Origin of the sequence: Desulfobacter hydrogenophilus, from assembly GCF_004319545.1 — a bacterium.
Classification (GTDB): Bacteria; Desulfobacterota; Desulfobacteria; order Desulfobacterales; family Desulfobacteraceae; genus Desulfobacter; species Desulfobacter hydrogenophilus.
This window is the reverse complement of record NZ_CP036313.1, coordinates 1,437,637-1,457,095: the sequence shown is the minus strand read 5'-3', so window position 1 is coordinate 1,457,095 and position 19,459 is coordinate 1,437,637. Positions and strand designations below refer to the sequence as shown.

At 48.5% G+C, this 19,459-nt stretch carries 13 protein-coding genes; 2 read left to right on the top strand and 11 right to left on the bottom strand.

All coding sequences use genetic code 11. The annotated features are described in order from the left end of the window. The first annotated feature begins 157 nt into the window (after positions 1-157). Both EYB58_RS06295 and EYB58_RS06290 read left to right on the top strand, forming a co-directional pair. Positions 158-997, top strand: coding sequence for a glycosyltransferase family 2 protein (locus EYB58_RS06295; protein WP_111954036.1), 840 nt, complete (start codon positions 158-160; stop codon positions 995-997). A 181-nt stretch (positions 998-1,178) separates the two neighbouring features. Then, entirely contained in the window at positions 1,179-2,405 is a 1,227-nt protein-coding gene (locus EYB58_RS06290; protein ID WP_111954034.1) for an FprA family A-type flavoprotein, read from the top strand. 175 nt (positions 2,406-2,580) lie between these two features. Here EYB58_RS06290 and EYB58_RS06285 read toward each other — a convergent pair whose 3' ends face one another. The 11 genes from EYB58_RS06285 to cobU form a co-directional block, all read right to left on the bottom strand. Continuing rightward, positions 2,581-6,999, bottom strand: a complete 4,419-nt coding sequence (locus tag EYB58_RS06285; RefSeq protein WP_111954032.1) for a response regulator — start codon at positions 6,997-6,999, stop codon at positions 2,581-2,583. A 227-nt stretch (positions 7,000-7,226) separates the two neighbouring features. Further along, a complete protein-coding gene (gene cbiR, locus EYB58_RS06280) occupies positions 7,227-8,021 on the bottom strand; it encodes a cobamide remodeling phosphodiesterase CbiR (RefSeq protein WP_111954030.1) in 795 nt (264 codons plus the stop codon). A gap of 1 nt (position 8,022) precedes the next feature. Next, a complete protein-coding gene (gene cbiB, locus EYB58_RS06275; RefSeq protein WP_111954028.1) occupies positions 8,023-8,979 on the bottom strand; it encodes an adenosylcobinamide-phosphate synthase CbiB in 957 nt (318 codons plus the stop codon). After that, the gene (locus tag EYB58_RS06270; protein ID WP_111954026.1) at positions 8,949-10,070 is read right to left on the bottom strand and encodes a threonine-phosphate decarboxylase; all 1,122 of its coding nucleotides are present in this window, start codon (positions 10,068-10,070) and stop codon (positions 8,949-8,951) included. The genes cbiB and EYB58_RS06270 overlap by 31 nt, the downstream gene beginning before the upstream one ends. Beyond that, the gene (locus EYB58_RS06265; protein ID WP_111954094.1) at positions 10,067-12,931 is read right to left on the bottom strand and encodes a type I restriction endonuclease subunit R; all 2,865 of its coding nucleotides are present in this window, start codon (positions 12,929-12,931) and stop codon (positions 10,067-10,069) included. Before EYB58_RS06265 ends, EYB58_RS06270 begins: the two co-directional genes overlap by 4 nt. Beyond that, positions 12,928-13,515: an REP-associated tyrosine transposase gene (locus EYB58_RS06260; RefSeq protein ID WP_111954024.1), complete on the bottom strand. Its 588-nt coding sequence runs from the start codon at positions 13,513-13,515 to the stop codon at positions 12,928-12,930. The genes EYB58_RS06265 and EYB58_RS06260 overlap by 4 nt, the downstream gene beginning before the upstream one ends. Before the next feature lie 52 nt (positions 13,516-13,567). After that, positions 13,568-14,887 carry a restriction endonuclease subunit S gene (locus EYB58_RS06255; RefSeq protein WP_111954022.1) on the bottom strand — a complete coding sequence of 440 codons (1,320 nt, stop codon included), beginning with the start codon at positions 14,885-14,887 and terminating at the stop codon, positions 13,568-13,570. Between the two features lie 103 nt (positions 14,888-14,990). Further along, positions 14,991-16,337, bottom strand: coding sequence for an RNA-binding domain-containing protein (locus tag EYB58_RS06250; RefSeq protein ID WP_111954092.1), 1,347 nt, complete (start codon positions 16,335-16,337; stop codon positions 14,991-14,993). Continuing rightward, a complete protein-coding gene (locus EYB58_RS06245) occupies positions 16,330-17,937 on the bottom strand; it encodes a type I restriction-modification system subunit M (protein WP_111954020.1) in 1,608 nt (535 codons plus the stop codon). Before EYB58_RS06245 ends, EYB58_RS06250 begins: the two co-directional genes overlap by 8 nt. A gap of 46 nt (positions 17,938-17,983) precedes the next feature. Continuing rightward, positions 17,984-18,751, bottom strand: a complete 768-nt coding sequence (locus EYB58_RS06240) for an adenosylcobinamide-GDP ribazoletransferase (protein ID WP_111954018.1) — start codon at positions 18,749-18,751, stop codon at positions 17,984-17,986. Continuing rightward, on the bottom strand, positions 18,752-19,318 hold the full coding sequence (cobU, locus tag EYB58_RS06235) for a bifunctional adenosylcobinamide kinase/adenosylcobinamide-phosphate guanylyltransferase (RefSeq protein ID WP_111954016.1): 567 nt from the start codon (positions 19,316-19,318) through the stop codon (positions 18,752-18,754). Between the last annotated feature and the right edge of the window lie 141 nt (positions 19,319-19,459).

The window sequence follows — 19,459 nt, the reverse complement described above, 5'->3', positions numbered from 1 at the left end:
CAACCATGGTTTATTTATTAAAATCTATCATGCTCTATCAAAAAAAAAATCTATTTACAACTTTTTTTATCGTTTTTTTTAATCAGGTTCGAATAACGTTTAGTTTGTTATTTTTTGATTCTTGTCACTTGTCTTTTGATGGTTACCCTTTTTAACCATGACAGAGCAAAAAAAAGATACGGTCAGTGTCATTATTCCCACATTCAACCGGGCATGGACCCTGAAAAGGGCTATTGATTCAGCCCTTGCCCAGGACTACCGGCACAGGGAAATCATTGTGGTGGATGACGGGTCAACAGACCCAACCCAGGAACTGCTGGCAGGGTATAAAGATCAAATCCGGGTCCTGGTCCAGGAAAACAAAGGGGTGAGTGCAGCACGGAACCTTGGGATTCAAGAGAGCCAAGGCAGTTTCATTGCCCTGCTGGACTCCGATGATGCCTGGGAAAAGAATAAACTTTCCTGCCAGGCGGCCTTTTTTCAATCCAATCCCGGAGCAATGATCTGCCAGACCGAGGAAATTTGGATCAGAAAGGGCAAACGGGTCAATCCCAAAAAAAAACATAAAAAATCGTCGGGCATGATCTTTGAACCTTCTCTAAGGCTCTGCCTGGTCAGCCCCTCGGCTGTGATGATGAGAAAACAACTCTTTGACCAAAAGGGCATGTTTAACGAGGCGTTTCCGGTATGCGAGGATTACGACCTGTGGTTGCGTATTTCCCATGACACGCCTGTGTATTTGATTGATATCCCCTTAACGGTTAAAACCGGGGGGCATGGGGATCAACTGTCCGCCTCCCACTCCCAGGATAAATACCGGATTCAGTCCATCCTGGATTTGATTGAGTCCAATGTCCTCTCTTCGGATCAGGAACAGGCCGCTTTAAATGTATTTAAAGAAAAATGCCGGATTTTTGCCAACGGGTGCATGAAACGGGGAAGGGAAAAAGAAGGCGCCCATTACCTGATGCTTGCCGGCGGTAAAGGATCGTCGTGAACCCTCCTGGTGCGTGGGGTTCTGTCAGGGACACAAAAGAGGCACTGTACAAGTAGGGTTGGGCATTTTGTTCAAATAGAAGGAATATTGTATTTTAGAAACTGAAAATTGATTTTACCAATTGAACATGGCATTTTAAATATATTTTTAAAAAACAAACTGGTGCAAGGAGAGTTGCGGGATGAAATTTCAAAAAATAGTAGGCGATATTTACCGCCTTGCGGTTAACATCGAAGACGAGAATTACCTTTTTGAGGGGATCTGGCCGATTCCCCACGGCATTTCCATAAATTCGTATCTGATCAAGGGTGAAAAAAATGTACTCATTGATCTGACCCAGGACATCATGGACTTTCCCAAGGCCATTACCGGACAGATGGAAGGGGTCTCCCTGGCTGTGGAGGACATTGATATCATCGTGGTGAACCACATGGAGCCGGATCACGCCGGCTGGCTGCGGGAATTTTGTAAAAAAAATACCAAGGGCGTGATTTACTGTACTAAAAAGGCAGTTCCCCTGCTAGAAGCCTTTGCCGGGGTCCCGGCGGACCGGGCCGTGGCCATCACGGACGGCATGACCCTGGAAGTGGGTGACTACGAGCTTCAGTTTTTTGAAACGCCCAACATCCATTGGCCCGAAACCATGATGACCTATGAGAAAAAACGAAAAATTCTGTTTGCCTGTGATGCTTTTGGCTCCTACGGCAAAGTGTCGGATGACACCGTTTTTGACGACCAGCTTTCCGAGGAAAAACATATTTTTTTGGAAAATGAAGCGTTGCGCTATTACGCCAATATTGTCTCCGCATTTTCCGGCTTTGTACTCAAGGGACTGACCAAACTGTCCGGACTGGATATCAAGATCATCTGCCCCTCCCACGGAATTATCTGGCGGGAGAACCCCGGCGTGATCATTGACCATTACAAACGCTATGCAGAGTACAGCAAGGGGCCGGCAGAACGAGAGGTTACTCTGGTTTGGTCCAGCATGTACGGCAGTACAAAATCCATGCTGAACTTTGTGGTTGAGACCATAAGAAAACACAAGATTCCGGTGCATGTTTACCAGGCCCCGGGCGATGACATCGGCTATATTCTGGCCAGCGCCTGGAAGTCCGCCGGGCTTATTTTTGGCATGCCCACTTACGAGTACAAGGTTTTTCCGCCCATGTCCCATGTGATTGAGGAGCTGCTTGTCAAAAAGGTTAGTAACAAAAAGGTTTTCAGGTACGGCTCCTATGGATGGGTCGGGGGGGCACAGCGGGATTTTGAATCCAAAATTGAAAAGTCCGGCTGGGATCTGCTCGGTTCTTACGAATGGCAGGGGGCACCCACCAGCGAGGATGAGCAGGCCTTGGTCCAAAAGATCGATGCCTTTTGCCGGGAATTGATTAAGTTTACCGAGTAAAAACAGTTATCCATAAACTTAAACCTATCTGATTTATCGTTCAGGCCTACAATGGTGGGCAACGCTGCGCTTTTGCCCACCCTACCTATCTTGCTTTTTTTACCATGAAGGACATGAAGATAGCCATTCTTCATGTCTTTCGTTTAAGATTATTTAATCTGCGGTCCTAACCACTTCAATAAAGTCCCATTTCCCGGCAAAGATTTTTAAGTGTCTTTTGGGCTTCATCAAAATCGTATTCACCAATTTCCCGGGTAAGTTGATCAATTAGTCCTTTCATAGCATCTCCCGGAATATGATTCCTGATTTGCCTAACAATGCTGACGGCTTCGGGAGCGTTTTCGTCGAGCATTTTTTGAAGTGTTATGAGTTGAGGTTTGAGTGCTTCAGGGTCCGGAGTCGGGTCATTCTGTGATTGTCCTTCTCTACCTGTTTCAAGGCGATTAATTCCTTGAATAACTTCTGAAAGACAGGCTGAAAAATCAGGAAATATGGCCATGGCCGTCTGGATGTCTTTGTTTCTGAGTGCATCGTCCAGATGTGTTGCTGATTCAAAAACAAGGGTTGCGCTGATATTGCCTGAAACGCCTTTAATGGTATGGACAAGTCTTTGCGCTGTTTCCATATCCTTGGTGATCAGGGCCTGCCGGATTTTATTTGCAGTATCTGCCTGATTCCCGGCGAATCTTTTTAAAAGATTCCGGTACAAACGTGTGTCCCCGGTTAGACGCTCTAGCCCCGTCTGGATGTTAATACCCGGCAGAGGCCCTAAATTTTCAAATAATGCGCCGGTGTCTATTTTTTTGTTGGGTAAGGCTTCTTTTTCCTGGCCGCCGTTTTCTTTGGCAGGCTTTACCCATGTTCTTAAGGCAATGAGTAACTCCTTAACATCAATGGGTTTGGTTATATGATCATTCATTCCCGCAGCCAGGGCCTTTTCTCTGTCACCGGTCATGGCATTGGCCGTCATGGCGATCATGGGCAGATTCTTAAATCCCGGCAGTTGTCTGATTTTCCGGCTGGCGGTATAGCCGTCCATTTCCGGCATGTTTATATCCATGAGCACGGCGTCATATTTTGTTTTCTGTACGGCTTTTAATGCCAGAACACCGTTATCTGCAAGGTCTACTACAAAGCCGTTGTTTTCCAGAATCCCTTTGACCACCTGCTGGTTCACCTCGTTGTCCTCGGCCACCAGAAATTTTGCGCCCTTGATTTTTGTTGCGCTGGGAATTTGTTCTTTTTGATGCCCAAAGACGCATGGCAGCACTTTTTCTCCCAGTGCCGCCATGATTGCATCGGACAATAAAGACGGAAAAACCGGTTTGGTCAGATAGCCGTTAAGTCCCAGTCGATTGGCCTGTTGCACTAACTCCTCCTGGGCATAGGCCGACACCATGAGAACCAAAGGGATCGTTCCTTGCAAATCGGTTTGTATTTTCTCAGAGGCTTGCAGTCCATTCATTCCCGGCATCTGCCAATCCATGAGAACCAGGTCAAAGGGCTCACCCTGTTTGCCGGCCACCGCCAACTTCGCGATACCGGCTTGGGCACTGTCCGCCTGGATGACCTTGAAAGACATACCCTTGAGCAGTTTTTCCAGCGCCGTGCGGGAGATGTCATTATCGTCCACTACCAGGATTTTTTTCTTTAGGTTATCGGCTGCGGCAAAGCGTGACGTTATCGTCTGTGAGCCAATACGTTTTAACCTGACCGTAAAAATAAAAGTGGTGCCCCGGCCATATTCACTTTCCACGCGGATATGGCCGTTCATCATTTCCACCAGGGATTTGCTGATAAACAGCCCCAGGCCTGTGCCCCCATATTTACGTGAGGTGTCTGTCTCTGCCTGGGAAAAGGCCTGAAATAAATTGTCCTGCTGGGCTTTGGTCAGTCCGATACCGGTGTCCTGGACGTAAAACTCAAGCCTTGCCTCATCTGCTTCATTTTCAAGCAATGTACAGCCCAGAACAATTTCCCCTCTTTTTGTAAATTTCACCGCATTATTGGTCAGGTTGAGAAGGATTTGGCCCAGCCGAATGGGGTCACCTATAAGACTGTGGGGAATGTTCGGATCAATATTATAAATTACCTCCAACCCTTTTTCCTGGGCCTTGATTCCCACAAGATTGGTAACCGTCTCCAGAAGATTTTCCAGAAAGAATTCAATGGCTTCCATACTCAGTTTACCCGCTTCAATCTTGCTGAAATCAAGGATGTCGTTGATAACACCTAAAAGGGCCTTGGATCCGTTTTGAATTTTGTGGATGTAATCATGCCGATGTGAATTTTGTTCAGTCTGGCGTGCCAGATGCGCAAAGCCGATAATGGCGTTGAGCGGGGTGCGAATTTCATGGCTCATATTTGCCAGAAAATCACTTTTTGCCCTCGTGGCTTCTTCAGCCACCTGCCTTGCCTCTTCCAGGTCAAGTGTGCGTTCTTTTACCAGGTCTTCCAGGTGACTGCGGTAGTCTTCAAGTTTTTTTTCCGCCTTTTTGATCCAGGTAATATCCTTGGCAATGGAGGCAATGCCTAAATGTTTGCCTTTGTCATCCTTTAACAGGGAATAGGTAAACAGATGGGGAATGACGGTTCCGTCCTTTCTGACGCGGCTGCCTTCGATGTTTTTTAATACTTCGCCCTTGATACAGCGTTGGTAAAGGGCCTGGTGCGTGATATTCGCTTCTTTCGAGGCAAATATTCCGATATATTTACCGAGAAGTTCTTCCCTGGAATATCCGTAAGCCTCAATCGTGGCTTCATTCAGAGCCATGATGTTTCCGGAAAGATCCGTGATTAAAATCGGGTCGGAACTGTCTTCAAACACTTTGGATAATAGGCGAAGACTCTGTTCCGCCTTGATTTGTTTTGTAATATCCTTGGCTGCACCGGCAAGTCCTATGATCCGACTGTTTTTATCCAGGACCGCTTCATAGGCTGAAGAAATCCATACCTGGCTGCCGTCTTTCCGGCGGACACGAATCTGTGCCTCTTGACGGCTTTCTCCCCTAATCGCCGCGTCTGTGATATTTTTATAAACATCCCAGTCGCGTTTATCAAATATCTGAAAGGGATAGTCATCCATATCCATACATTCGGTCACAGTATAGCCCGTCACCTTTTCAACGGCCTGGTTCACCCAGACCAGTTTCCCGTTAAGGTCCCGCCAGGACTGCCAGTCGTGGGTGTGTTCCGAAATGATTCGAAGTTGCTCCTGGGACTGGGTAATTTTTTCAAGCAGGCTGTACCGTTCTGTCATATCCATGGTCAGGCCTGCGATTTTGGCTGCCTGTCCCTGGGTATCCCATTCCACGACCTGTCCTGCCGAATGGATCCATATCCAGCCGGATTGTTTATGGCGCAGCCGGTAATCATTTTTTAAGGTCGTTTCACCTGCAAAAATTTGCTGAAATGCGTCATCAATCACTGCAATATCATCCGGGTGAACCAAAGAAAGATAGTGATCCAGGGTCAGCGGTGCATCCTGTTCTGAATAGCCTGCGGAAACAAAGATCCGTAATGAACTAAAAGTGATTTCTCGGGACTGCATGTCGATCTGCCAATGGTGGGCGTTGGCCACGTCCAGGGCAAAATGGAGGCGTTCTTCGCTTTTTAATAACAGATTTTCAGTCTGTTGCCGTTTGACAACCTCTTTTTTTAATTTCCTGTTGACCATTAACACCACTGCAATGATGACCAGGAAAATAAGGACGGAAGGGACGGTAACCGTCAGAACGTTGTACCAGGCCATTTTTTTTTCATACTCAAGGGAGATCCACCGGTTTTGGATAGCAGTTGTTTCCCGGAGGGGCAAAGAGGCAAGGGCTTTATCCAGAATGTCTGTCAGCAATGGCCAGTCCTTGCGCACACCCATACGAAGCTGATTATCGAAGTCTTCCAGAACCGCCGCAATCTTAAGCTGATTTAAGCTGTATTTTTTTATGTGGTAACTTGCATCGGCCGCATTCACCGCGTATCCGGCAGCCCTGCCACGGGCGACAGCCTGCAGTCCCTGCAGCGGGTTTTCCACAGGAACATAGATCAGCTTCGGGTGCTGCATGCGCAGTTGTTTGCTGATGGCGTAAGCTTCCACCACAGCAAATTTTTGGCCATTAAAATCGGAGATTTCTCTGGATGTGTCATTATTGCGGTTCACCACCAGAACATAAGGGAAATCCAGATAGGGCCGGGTAAAAGTAAGATAGTCTTCTCTTTCTTTCGTCTTCAAAAGACAGGCCACACAATCTATCTGCCTGTTTTGGGCCGCCTTTAGTATTTGCGCCCATGAAAGCTGGGAACCGTCTTCTTTTTCCATGCGTTTAAAGCGCACTTGAAGACGACTTTCGATCAATTTAAAATAGTCGGCAACTATTCCCTGGGATTGTCCCCGGTCATCGATAAATTCAAAGGGAGGGTAGGCAGAATCCGTCCCGAGCCTGATCACCGGATGGGCTTTCAGCCATTGCTGCTCTTCTTGGGTCAGAGATTCAAAAAAATGATTTATTTCGGCATCATGGGGATGGCAGGGGCCTGGAGTATCAGATAAAAGCAGGAGTGAAATCACGCAAATAATTTTGAATACAAGTCGCACCATCGTATCCTGACATTTCCTTTTTGGGTGATGACTGTTTTTTTTACAGAAGATTTAATTTAGGTCAAAATATCAGAATCAAAGCGCTGCGTAAAGCTGAATCAAAGCGCATGTTTATGTTTTACCGGATTGATTTTTTTATATGAAAGTTCCAATAAGTTACTGAATTACTTTCATGCTTTGTTGTGGGCTGAGCCTAGGTGTCGATAGACCAAGTCAGCCCATGGCTGTTATATACAGGGTATGCCGTTAAAAATTTTGGAGAGGGCTTCCAGAGATCCTTGCAGATGAGCAAGTTTAAAGACCTCTATACTGACGGTCTCCGTGTAGTGTTTCAAATGGTCCATGATTTTCCTGAACTCGCCGGGTACCATTTCGTCAAGGCCGATGTGGGTTCGGGGTGGTTCAAGGCGCGTATCCACGCCGTGGAGGTGAATCAGATTTATTTTTGGGCCGAACAGTTCAAAGGTACGGGGTATGTCATACCCGTATTTGATATGGTGACCAAGGTCGGCACACACGGAAAGGCCAAATTCATTGATCAGATCTTTGAAAAGATCCGGGGGGTACCATAGGGTTTCCACGCTGATTTTTGCCGGGTCTTCCAGGGTCGGCACCAGCAATTCAAGCCCCTGTCGTGCATTGTTTTGCCAGGCCTTAATACCATCCTGTGACGGCATGGGCTTATCCATTTCGAGATGAAGGGTGAAGCTTGTGACAGGCGCAATGGAAAATCGCTCAATCACTCGTTTCAGGGTATCAGCGGCGTCCCGGCGCAGCCGGTGGTCCGGTGCACTTAAATTGATATCCGTGGGCAGGTGGACATTATAGGTCAGGTCCAGGTCCCGGGATAGTTCTGTCAGTTCCCTCACATCGTCCCGGCGCGGCATCACCGCTTCGGGTTTACTTTCAAATACCAGAAGTTCAATTTCGTCAAAAAAGGCGCCGATTTTTTTGACATTGGGAATGATATGACCCGGATAGATAAAGGAGGTGGTGGCTAGCTTGAAAGGTCTTTTGAGCATATTAAAATAAACTCCAGGCGAACAGACAGGCCAATACCAGGGAAACAAGGGCCGACAGCATCATTAATTCGCAGGCCTTTTCAATGTGGGCAGGTATAGGGTCATTGAATGCACCGCCGATATAGGGTTTGTCCACCAGCTTGCCGTGGTATACATTGGGACCGCCGAACCGGACGCCCAGGGCCCCTGCAAAGGCCGCCTCGGGGAATCCGGCGTTGGGGCTTTTGTGATTGCGACCCTGGGTGAGTGCTGTGAAAAACGCCCGCCTGCCCCGGGAAAGGGAGATCATTGCTGCTGCCGGTGCAATCATGGCGATGGAGAGCCGGGCCGGTATATAATTGGCCACATCGTCCATGCGGGCTGCGGCTCTGCCGAACAGGATGTAGGTATCGTTTTTATACCCCACCATGGAATCCAGGGTGTTGATCATTTTGTACATCATGGCCCCGGGGGCACCGAGTACCAGGGCAAAACACAACGGCGACAAAAATCCGTCCACGAAATTTTCCGCCACCGTTTCGCAGGCCGCCCGGGTGATGCCCGCTTCATCCAGGTCTTTGGTTTGGCGTCCCACAATAAACCCTACCTTGATTCTGGCCTTGGCCAGGTCACCTTTGGCCAGGGGCTTGAAAACCTCCATGGCGGCCTTGTACAGGCTTTGGGTGGAAAAACTGTAAAAAATCAGCACCGTCTGAACAATGGTGGCCGCAACCGGATGAATTTCACCGGCGACAAAAACAATAGCCCGGGTCAGGCCAAAGGCCGCGGCAATCAGGCAAAGGGCAAAGAGAAGACCGGCCTTGAACGGGTTTTCAAACCGTTTTCGAAATTCAGGCTCAAAAAATGAAATGGCCCGGCCCATCCAGATAATGGGATGGGGTAACCATTTCGGATCTCCGGCCAGGAGATCCAGGATAAAGGCGGCCGCTAAAATCTGCCAGGTAAGATCAAAGAGCATGGTGAATTCTGTTTCCGGGCCAGGGCTGTTTTGATGCTTTGGGCCAGGGCCAGATTGATTTTATTTGTTTTCAGGGAAAACCGGACAAACCGGTAGGACAGCCCTTTAAAATTGGCGCAGTCCCGGATCAGGAATCCGTCATCTCCCACCCGGCGGCACAGTTGTGAGGCTAAGATTTTGTCCAGGCGGGCCAACATAAAATAAACCGGTGTATCAAAAAGCCGGATACCGTCTGTTTCAGCCAGGGCCTGGGCAAATGCCCGGCGTTCTTTAACAATAAATTCCCGGGTCTGCTGGTAAAAGGGCAAAATCTCTTCCGGATGATCGTAAATATCCTTGATCACGGCCTGGGCCAGGGCATTGACGCTCCAGGGCTGGTAATGGACCATGACTTTCCGGATCAAGGCTTTCGCCCCGCTTAGGAAACCTGTGCGAAGCCCCGGAATTCTAAAAATTTTGGACATGGAGGAGAGCACCACAAGGTTGGGCAGGTGGGTCTGCTCCACAAGGGAAAACTCTTCTGCATCCGGTACAAAGGGCAGATAGGATTCATCCACCACAAAACAGGTGTTCGTGTGGCGGCGCATCAATGTTTCCAGATCCTGTTTGTTAATCAGGTTCCCTGTGGGATTGTTCGGGTTGCAGATAAACACCAGGTCGGCCTGTTCGGCGCCGGCGGATAACTGATCCAGATCCGGAACAAAATTGTTTTCGGCAAGGGTCAAACAGTGACTGGTCTTTACATGATGGGCCGCACAGGCATCTTCATAGTCGGCATAGGCAGGACCCAGGATCAGGGCCTTTTTTGCCCCAAGCGCCAGGGGCAGGGTATAGATAAAAAAGGTGGTGCCGTTGCCGGCCATCACACAGCCGGGATCAATGCCGCGATAGTCTGCAAATCCCTTTGACATACCCGCGGCATCCGGTTCGGGAAGGGCATGAATCAGATGAATGTTTTCCCGGATAAAGGTGTGGATGCGCTCCGGCGGCCCCAGGGGATTGAGGTTGGAACTCATGTCAATGATATCTTCAAGCCTGCATCCGATCCGGTCTGCAAGCTGCTGTTTATTTCCACCATGGCCTTGAATCATTTATTCCTCTTAACGTTTTCCGCCTGTTCAAAGATCTCTTTATACACTTCATCCCGATCCACCGGCGGATATCCATGCTCCGCCAGCAAGATAATGAGATCCACCTTCAGTTCTGCCTTGATATCATCACGTTGACTCCAGTCGGTATATTTGGCTTTGTCATCGACAATGAGTTTTACTTCCCTTGCAAGCGCAATGAGCTTCTCTTCAGGATATTTAAAATCATACTTGATGGTGAGAGTCTTCAGGATGTCATAGAAGGCTTTTTCCTCAAAATCAATGCCCATATCGGCAAAGGATTCCCGCTCTTTTCTGATGGCGTGGTAGAGATCAATAATCTCATCGGTGAAATCTTCCAACACCTCACTTCTGAGGACATCCTGTTCGCTTCGGTCGTTGTATCGTTCCACCAGGGATTTAAATTTTTTGGCAAAATCCACCCCCTTAAGCTTATTGACCTTCTTAAACTCATCAATGGCCTTGGAAAGCAGTTTCTGGAGCATCTTTATTTTGGTGTTGGGCAGCTTGATCTTGTTGATCTTCTCCAGGTAATCCGGATCAAAAATATTCACTTCTGTGGTGTCCCCCTGACCCATTTTGAAAATCTCTTCCACACCATCGCTTTTCAACGCATCGGAGAGCATCTGCCGCACCCTGGCGTTCATTCGGGAGAGATCCGGGGCATTGCCTTTGGTGAGCTTGAAGATGATGGCGCGCACCGCCATGTAGAAGTGGAATCGGTCCCGCTCGTCCTGGGTGAAGAGATCACTTCCCACGCAGATGTCGTAGGCGGCTTTCATTCGTTTGGATAGGGCCATAAAGCGCTTTTCCAGCTTGTCGGTCTGCTGGATCAACTCCGCCGCCATATTGAGGCAGTGGAGCTGCTGGGTGGGCTCGCCGGAGAAATAGGGCGTGGTATCAAACTTATAAAAAATCGCTTGCATCAAATCGAGATGATCCTTTACCACACCAACGGACTGCTTGATGTCTTCGAAATTGGTGGTGTCTGTCTTGGCATAGTGGGCCAGGGCCAGGTTCATCTGTTTCTTGATGCCGATATAGTCGACGATCAATCCCTTTTCCTTATGAAGGTATTTGCGGTTCACCCTGGAGATCGTCTGAATCAGGCTGTGACGCTGAACCGGTTTGTTGATATACATGGTATCCAGGAAGGGGACATCAAAGCCGGTGAGCCACATATCCACCACCATAGCGATCTTGAAATTGGACTTGGCATTTTTGAACTGCCGATCCAACTCTTTTCTGTCTGCTTTGGTTCCCAGCATCTTGTATAGATCGGGGTCGTCATCTTTTCCACGGGTCATCACCAGTTTGATGCGCGCCATGGGCATGATCTCTTTTTGCTCTCTTTGGGTCAGGGTTTCTCCATGGGCGCACACCTTTACCTGAGCCCATTCCGGACGAAGGGCGATCACTTCCTTGTATAAGGCATAGGCAATGAGACGGTTTTTGCAGACAAACATGGCCTTTCCGGCAACGGTTGAGCCCTCTTCAATCCTTGCCTCATAGTGCGCCACAAAATCGGCTGCCAATGATTTCAGGCGGTCGGGATCTCCCAGGATGGCGTCCATGTGGAGGTTGGCCCGCTTACTGGCATCAATGGCGTAGTCGCCGACTCCCTCTTCCCCACACTGGGCGTAATAGGCTTCAATCTCTTCCAGTTTGCTGTTATCCAGCACCACTTTGGCTGCCCGTCCCTCGTAGACAATGCGCACCGTGATCTCATCTGCCACCGATTCGGTCATGGTGTAGGCGTCCACCACCTCGCCAAAGACATTTAATGTGGCATCCACGGGCGTTCCGGTGAATCCCACATAGGTGGCGTTGGGCAGGGCGTCGTGGAGGTATTTGGCAAACCCGAAGGTGCGCTTTACCCCTTGTTCCGTGACCCCGAAGTAGGTGCCGCCCTTGCCGTCGCCTTCGGGCCTGATGTGGTTGAGGATGTTTTGATAGAGCTTGGTGGCGGCGTAGTATTGGGGATAGCGGCAAAGAATCTTCTCTTCTCTTCGGGAGGTGTCCGGCAGAAAGATAAAGTTGCGGATCACATCACAGAGGCGGACGGGGTGGAACAGACCGTGAATCATTGAGTAGAGGGAGTCGATACCGTCTTTCTCGATGAGGTCGCCACCATCGGTCTTGCGCCATGCATAGAAGAATTCATATGCGGCAAAAAATGACCCGGCCTTGTTGTTCACGCCGTCGCTGATGACGCAGAAGGCATTGTATTTGAAAAGCTCCGGAATGTCGCGCTGGTAGCGCACTGTCAATTGAATGAAGGCATCGTGAATGGTGGCCTCTTCCCGAATGGCGCTCTTGAACTCAAACACCACCAGGGGCAGCCCGTTGATGTAGAGAATCCCGTCCGGTATCCGCTTTTCATGCCCGGTGATCTCCAGCTGATTCACCATTTTGAAGATGTTGGCCCCGGTGTCCGTGCCATACGCTGCTTGTTCCTCCGCCACGATCTCGGGCACCTCACCGGCCTTTGGCTTTCGAAATGCAATCAAGGCGGAATAGTCGATCAGCTTCACATATAGATCTTTTTGGTCCCGGTCTTCCCGCTTGAGTAAGAAGCCATCAGACACCAGCTTCATGATCGCCTTGTTGCTCTCGTAAAGATCCGCTGATGAGTAGACCTCCAGCTGCCGAATCACCGACTCGATTTCACCGAGCGTGATGCCGTCCGCTGCATATTGGCGGGATAGAAACGTCCGTAGATCATCCTTGATCAACACCTCGTCTGGCTGACGATAAATGTTTTTTCCCAACAGATGCGGATAACCCATTTCTCCGATAAATTCGATGATCGCTTTCTCTAATTGTGCTTCATTAAATTTCATTTGACAAATTTTTCTGCACTGGACCATGGCCATTCACTGGCCTGACGGCATAGTCCCGCTTTGACTGGGTTATCATGAATGTAGGTAAGGGCTTGGATGAAATGTTTATCATTACGAATAGCGCGGTCGAAATATTCTTTTTGCCACACCTTGGGAGCGCGGGCGTCCCGCCCGCATTGCTTTAAATATTTATTGATTTCATGGGCCGTAAAGGATTTCCACGAATGAATCACATTGGATAATGCAAACCCCTCATAGGTCTTGATCAACAGGTGCACATGATTCGGCATCACCACATAAGCAATAAGATCATAGCGTTTACCGTCAAAATGTTTCCATGCATCCACAACGATCTTTGCAATTTTTTTCTCCCGCAAAAGACATGAACCATACCCTTTGTTGAGTTCCCGTTCGATCTGTTTGCGTCTCTCGATTTTTTCGTGTGTTGATAAAGGTGCGGAAGATGCAGGCGGGACGCCCGCGCTCCCGGGGAGGGAATCGGCTAAACGGTAGGTGATGCCTTGATACAATCCACCCATATCAAAATGGGGTAAATACCCCCGAGAGCGCCATCCTTTTTTCATCTCTTGTGATCTTTCACTCTGATAGCGGCTTCGGGTTGGGATCCGGTGGATTTCATGCCAGGGCTTCCTCTGTGATTTTTTCAGCTTCGGGAATGCGGATCTCTCCGGAGATTAGCTTGGGGAGTAGGGTGTCGCGGAGGTTGGAAAGTGTTTTAGACTGTGTATTATTCTCTTTTATTTTTAGAAAATAAGAATTTAAAATAGCGTCAAAATTTTGAAGCATCATTTTTTCAGGCATGAGAACCAAGAGTTCGTTCAATACTTTTGTTGTCATGCTGGGAACTGCCGACCCTACATTCATTGATTCAAAATCAAGGGATTTTAAATGGTAAAACATATACTTTGGAGTAAATTTGATTTTTGGGATTGTGTAAAACATTGTATCTACAGTCCAAAATTTTTCATTTAAATAAAGGATATTGCTAAGAGTACCCTTTCTTGGAATGAGAACAGACTCTCCCTCATAAAGAGACTTGTCAGCATGGCGCATTAACCCACCCGAACCGTATACTGGAATATGTCCCTCACTTAAATTTTTATGAGCTTTACCGTATTTCACTTCGAGTAGCTCGCTAATCTTTGTCATTTCCCACCCTTTCGGAATCCATCCCATTTCTCCCGAGAATTGAAACGCTGCGGGAAAATGCTTGGCAACGTCACGATTGACAGTCCAATCGGCAAGGGCTTTGCGGCGGGTTTCCGCACGGGCGGCGAACGCTTCGGGGATTGGGTTTCCGGCGGCGAGGGCATTGTCGATCACCGGATCGAAGTCTACAAACCAGCTTTTGAAGAGGGCTTGGGCCATTCCTTCCAGGGTGGCGTTCATCTGGCGGTTTAGTTCGATTTTGTCGTCTAATGAACCCAGGATGTGGGCGATCGCTTTTTGTTTTGAAAGAGAGGGAAGTGTTACATCTAAATTTTTGACAGCTTTTTTCGTGATGGTTTTAGTAACGCTACCTTCAGCAAAACTTTTAACATAATTCTCATTAGCCTTAAGATAAAAAAATATGTATTTAGGAATAGCCAATGATTGATCTATCCTTAACAAAAATAAATTCATTGCTAATGATACAGGCTGTTTGAAGTTATGAACATAATAACAAGAACCTGCATTTGCGATTTTGTTCATAACTATATCGCCACAGAAAACTTTTGATTTTTTTAAAAACTCATAAGCATCTTTTGTTATGTATTTAAGAGAAGTATCGAAATTGTTATTTTCAAAATTAGTTGTACGAATCATTATCGCATAATCAGGCTCATCCAGTAAGGTGACATGTTCCTTCAATTTTTTATAAGAACCATTTGCATGATAGTCTGTTAAGAGCTCTAATAATTCACCAAGTTTTACGGTTTTCCATTCACGCCCCATAACCCAGCACCTCCAAATTCTCCTGAATCACCGCCTCCAACTTTGCCGAGTCGTCCATCTGCGGGCAAAACGTCATCTGACTGTGTGTTGATGAAATCATTGTTTAATCATCCGTGATGACTTCCCATTGACCGAATTTTCTCCCACCGATTCGTTTGATTCTGTTTTGCTCTCGAAGTGCCGATATCTGCTTGTTAACGGCGCGTTCAGAAATATTGAGCCTCTCGGCAAGCGCTCTTACCGTAATGGAAGGATCGTCTATCATGAAGTTTAATATTTTTTGGCGCGTCTTTCCTGAACTTTTTTCCTGAACTTTTTTCCTGAACCTCTTTTCTGAACCTTTTTCAATCACTTCCCTCTCCAATGATAGGGCTTCAGGTGATATGGGAAACACGGCACGGACAAAATAATTGGAAAAAGTAAAGGATTCCCGGGGGTACGCCTTCAAAATACGCGGCATACCGGAACCTAAAAATTCCACCATTCCTAAGTCCTTGAATACCCGCATGATGGTTTTATTCCGCGGCATGGAATAACCGGAAAAGAAGTATTCCTGCTCTTGCCCCGGATGTATGGATGCGGCAGAGGTGATCTCCAACCGATCCGTGAAAATTTCAAATTTGGGAACAAGCTCAGTGGCATAGTCGTTGTGAATAATCGCATTGATGACGGCCTCACGGAGTGCGACAGTATCCCAGTATGGGCGGTTGATCCGCTCTCTGGATGTAATTTTGTTGATCACCCGATTCTCAACCGCCTCCAGCCGTTCCAAAATCATTTTGCACGTTTTCACCAGACAACAAAAGCCGTAATCTTTGCTCTCCAGAAGATCCACCCGGTCGGTTCCGGCATATTTTGCGATCTGCACGGAATTTCCGTTCTGGTCGGCCAGCAAATAAGCGGTATAATTGTAGGCACCATCTCCAGTCAGCAGCTCCAGATTGGCGGCAAATTTATCGTTCAGGGTCAATCCCATTTCTTGATAATAGATCTTGAGCTGTTCAAAGCTTAAATCCTGCCGAATTGATCGAATACGTGAAAGGGAGCTCCGGGTGCGTTGGTAAAACAGATCCTCAATCATGCGGGTCGGCATGGGTTCACTGGCACTGCCGATGCGGATAAAACACCCCTTTTCCGACATGCCGTATTTACGGAGGTGATAGGGTTTTTCCGAGCCGCTGGCCACAATGATTTTGATCAGATCTTTGCCGTCCCGGTTTTCGTGAATGACATCAAATAGACCGAGTGCCGAAGGGAGAATGTTGTGTTTCAATCGGTCTTTGATGGTAAGCTGCACCTTATCCACGTCGGAAATGCCGTAGGGGCTTCCATCGTCTTTCATTCCGATATAAATAATCCCGCCATCCGGATAGTTCAGGAAGGCAACGACCTCTTTTTCCATGGAATCGGTAAGTTGCTGCTTGTATTCGATTCGATTGGATTCAGCCATGATTTTTCCCATAACCCAACACCCCCAAATTCTTCCGAATCACCGCATCCAGCTTTGCCGATTCTTCCATCTGGGCGTAAAGGGTTTGACTCATCTCGGTCATCTTGGTTTCAAAGGGGATGCCGTCATCTTCCAGGGGCGGTGCGCCGACATAGCGTCCGGGGGTGAGTACATAATCGTTCTTCCGGATCTCTTCCAGGGTGGCGGATTTGCAATATCCGGCTAGGTTTTCGTAACCCGGGAGCGCAGGCGTCTCGCCTGCATTGGCGGGCGGGACGCCCGCGCTCCCGGGATCATACCGCCATGAGTGATAGGTCCTGGCAATGGCTTCAATGTCTTTATGGGTGAGCTCTTTTTGCTTTCGGCTGATCATCTCGCCGATCTTCCGGGCATCAATGAATAGCGTCTTCCCCTCACGGTTGCGGAACCCGCGCTCGCTGTCGGCTTTTTTGGATTTGGTGAGAAACCAGAGACAGACGGGAATCTGGGTGGTGTAGAAGAGCTGGCCCGGAAGGGCCACCATGCAATCCACCAGGTCATTCTCCACCAGTTTTTGACGGATCAATCCTTCGCCTTTGGTGTTGGTGGACATGGAGCCATTGGCCAGGACAAAGCCTGCCACACCACGATCCGACAGCTTGGAAACCATGTGGAGAATCCAGGCGTAGTTGGCATTGCCGGTGGGCGGGGTTTCGTACCCATCCCACCTGGAGTCGTCGGTGAGCTCGTTGGCTGCCCGCCACGCCTTCATGTTGAATGGTGGATTGGCCATGATGTAGTCCGCCTTTAAATCGGGATGCTGATCCTTGAAAAAGGTATCGGCAGGGACTTCCCCTAAATTGGCTGAGATCCCCCGTACCGCCAGATTCATCTTGGCCAGCTTGTAGGTGGTGGTGTATTCCTGCCCGTAGACCGAGATATTTTTGGTGTTGCCGTGATGACTCTTCACAAATTTGAGGGACTGAACAAACATACCGCCGGAACCGCAGCAGGGATCGTAAATTTTGCCTTTGTATGGCTCGATCATCTCTGCAATGAGATTGACCACACACTTGGGGGTGTAGAACTCACCGCCGAGTTTGCCTTCGGAGGCGGCAAACTTGCCTAAAAAATACTCATAGACCCGTCCCACAACGTCTTCTTGTTTGTCCTGCACAGTGTCGATGTTGTTGATGGCATCGATGAGGGCGGAAAGCTTGCTACCATCCAGCCCCAGGCGGGAAAAGTAATTGTCCGGCAGCGCCCCTTTGAGGGAGGCGTTGCTCTTTTCCACCGCTGCCAGGGCGGAGTCAATCTTAATGGCGATGTCGTCCTGCTTGGCGTGCTGCTGGATATAACGCCAGCGGGAGGTTTCCGGCAGATAGAAGACGTTCTTCATGGTGTAGAATTCCACCATATCGATGTATTTTTCCTGGCCTTCCGCGATCAGATTCGCCCGGCGCGCTTCAAATTTATCAGAAACGAACTTGAGGAAAATCAAACTCAGGACAACGTGCTTGTATTCGGAAGACTCGACGCTCCCCCGCAGTCGGTTGGCAGAATCCCACAGGGACTCTTCGAAGTTTTTATTATTTTTCGGCGCTGCTTTTTTCCTGGCCATTATTGATCCTTATTGGATTTGTTTTGATATAGAAATTGGGCGGTTATTAAAAAATATTCATACCGGCAACCATGAACAGCCAGGCTTCCATCACTTCGGTCATGGCACCAAGCATGTCCCCTGTAATGCAGTTCATTTTCCGTTCATAAAATTTTAAAACAGCAACACATCCCAGGGCAAATCCAAAAATTAAAATCAAGCCCTTAGATCCCAGAAATAAAGATAAACCCAGCGGGATCAGGCACAGGTAAAAATCCTTTGAATTAAGCCGCCGGTCAAACAGATCCTTGCCCGTCCCCCCGCCTTTTCTGCCATAGCGGAGGTATTTTATGCCAAATATCATGGCGGCCCTGGAAAAAGCAGGCACCAGGAAAAAGATGGCCATGGCCTGAACCGGAGAACAATTAATTTTCACCGACCAGATTCCGGCAAGCTTTGTTGCCAGGCCCAGCACAACGGCAACCAGTCCCATCATTCCGGTTCTGGAGTCCTTCATGATTTCAAGGGCCTGCTCCCGGCCCCGGTGGCTGAACATGCCGTCTGCGGTGTCGCCAAGCCCGTCCAGGTGAAAGGCACCGGTCACGGCCACCAGGAAAATAAGATCAACAAGGGCTGCGGCTGGTGCCGGCCAGACCATGGATGCCAGAACATCGGTGATCACCAGAAGGGCGCCGATGATCAGCCCCACCACGGGGAAAAAGCGGATCATGCCCAAAGGAGAATATACCGGGTTTTTTCCCGTGGGCAGAATGGTAATAAAGGCCAGGCAGGCCCGTAAATCTTTAAAAAAACTGGGATTAGTCCATCGAATCATTTAAATTTCCTTTCCCAAACCCTGGCCGTTGCCTGATTCGGGTTTGATTTGGACGGGGATACCGGCCATACTCACAATAACCTTATCAACGGCCCGGGCCACCCGCTGGTTCACAAGTCCTGCCATATCCCTGAATTGCCGTGCCAGGCTGTTTTCAGGAACAATTCCATAGCCCACTTCGTTGGAAACCAGAACAACAGGGCAGGTGGCCCGGTTTAAAGCGTCCTCAAGCAGGTCTACCGCCGACATGATACCGGCCTCATCCTTTCCCTGGAACAGGAGGTTGGAGATCCAAAGGGTCAGGCAGTCCACCAGAATCACCTTTGCCTGTGTACAGGCCCGGTCAATGGTCTCATGAATACGTATCGGTTCTTCAATGGTTGCCCAGTCAGGTCCGCGGTCATCCTGGTGGCGCTTAACCCGCGTTTTCATTTCCCTGTCCGTGGGCACACAGGTGGCCAGATATATTTTTTTGTCCATGGCCATATTATCTGCGGTCTGTTTGGCAAAACGGCTTTTGCCGCTCCTGCAGCCGCCGAGCACCAGAATGCGCGTTATGTCGGTCATAATTTTTAAAGGTACCCCATTCTTTTTTTTGTAAAGGGACCCAAGGATAACGTATCCTGTCCGCCGGCTGCAACTTAAAATTAGACGACGTTTATATTCGAGTCTACTTCGTTGCATTAAAGGCCCAATAGGAATGCTATT

Coding starts and splice junctions, on each gene's coding strand:
- EYB58_RS06240 (WP_111954018.1), bottom strand. CDS start 18,751: ATGATTCGATGGACTAATCCCAGTTTTTTTAAAGATTTACGGGCCTGC.
- EYB58_RS06290 (WP_111954034.1), top strand. CDS start 1,179: ATGAAATTTCAAAAAATAGTAGGCGATATTTACCGCCTTGCGGTTAAC.
- EYB58_RS06250 (WP_111954092.1), bottom strand. CDS start 16,337: ATGGCTGAATCCAATCGAATCGAATACAAGCAGCAACTTACCGATTCC.
- EYB58_RS06245 (WP_111954020.1), bottom strand. CDS start 17,937: ATGGCCAGGAAAAAAGCAGCGCCGAAAAATAATAAAAACTTCGAAGAG.
- EYB58_RS06285 (WP_111954032.1), bottom strand. CDS start 6,999: ATGGTGCGACTTGTATTCAAAATTATTTGCGTGATTTCACTCCTGCTT.
- cbiB (WP_111954028.1), bottom strand. CDS start 8,979: ATGCTCTTTGATCTTACCTGGCAGATTTTAGCGGCCGCCTTTATCCTG.
- EYB58_RS06295 (WP_111954036.1), top strand. CDS start 158: ATGACAGAGCAAAAAAAAGATACGGTCAGTGTCATTATTCCCACATTC.
- EYB58_RS06260 (WP_111954024.1), bottom strand. CDS start 13,515: ATGAAAAAAGGATGGCGCTCTCGGGGGTATTTACCCCATTTTGATATG.
- EYB58_RS06265 (WP_111954094.1), bottom strand. CDS start 12,931: ATGAAATTTAATGAAGCACAATTAGAGAAAGCGATCATCGAATTTATC.
- cobU (WP_111954016.1), bottom strand. CDS start 19,318: ATGACCGACATAACGCGCATTCTGGTGCTCGGCGGCTGCAGGAGCGGC.
- EYB58_RS06255 (WP_111954022.1), bottom strand. CDS start 14,887: ATGGGGCGTGAATGGAAAACCGTAAAACTTGGTGAATTATTAGAGCTC.
- cbiR (WP_111954030.1), bottom strand. CDS start 8,021: ATGCTCAAAAGACCTTTCAAGCTAGCCACCACCTCCTTTATCTATCCG.
- EYB58_RS06270 (WP_111954026.1), bottom strand. CDS start 10,070: ATGATTCAAGGCCATGGTGGAAATAAACAGCAGCTTGCAGACCGGATC.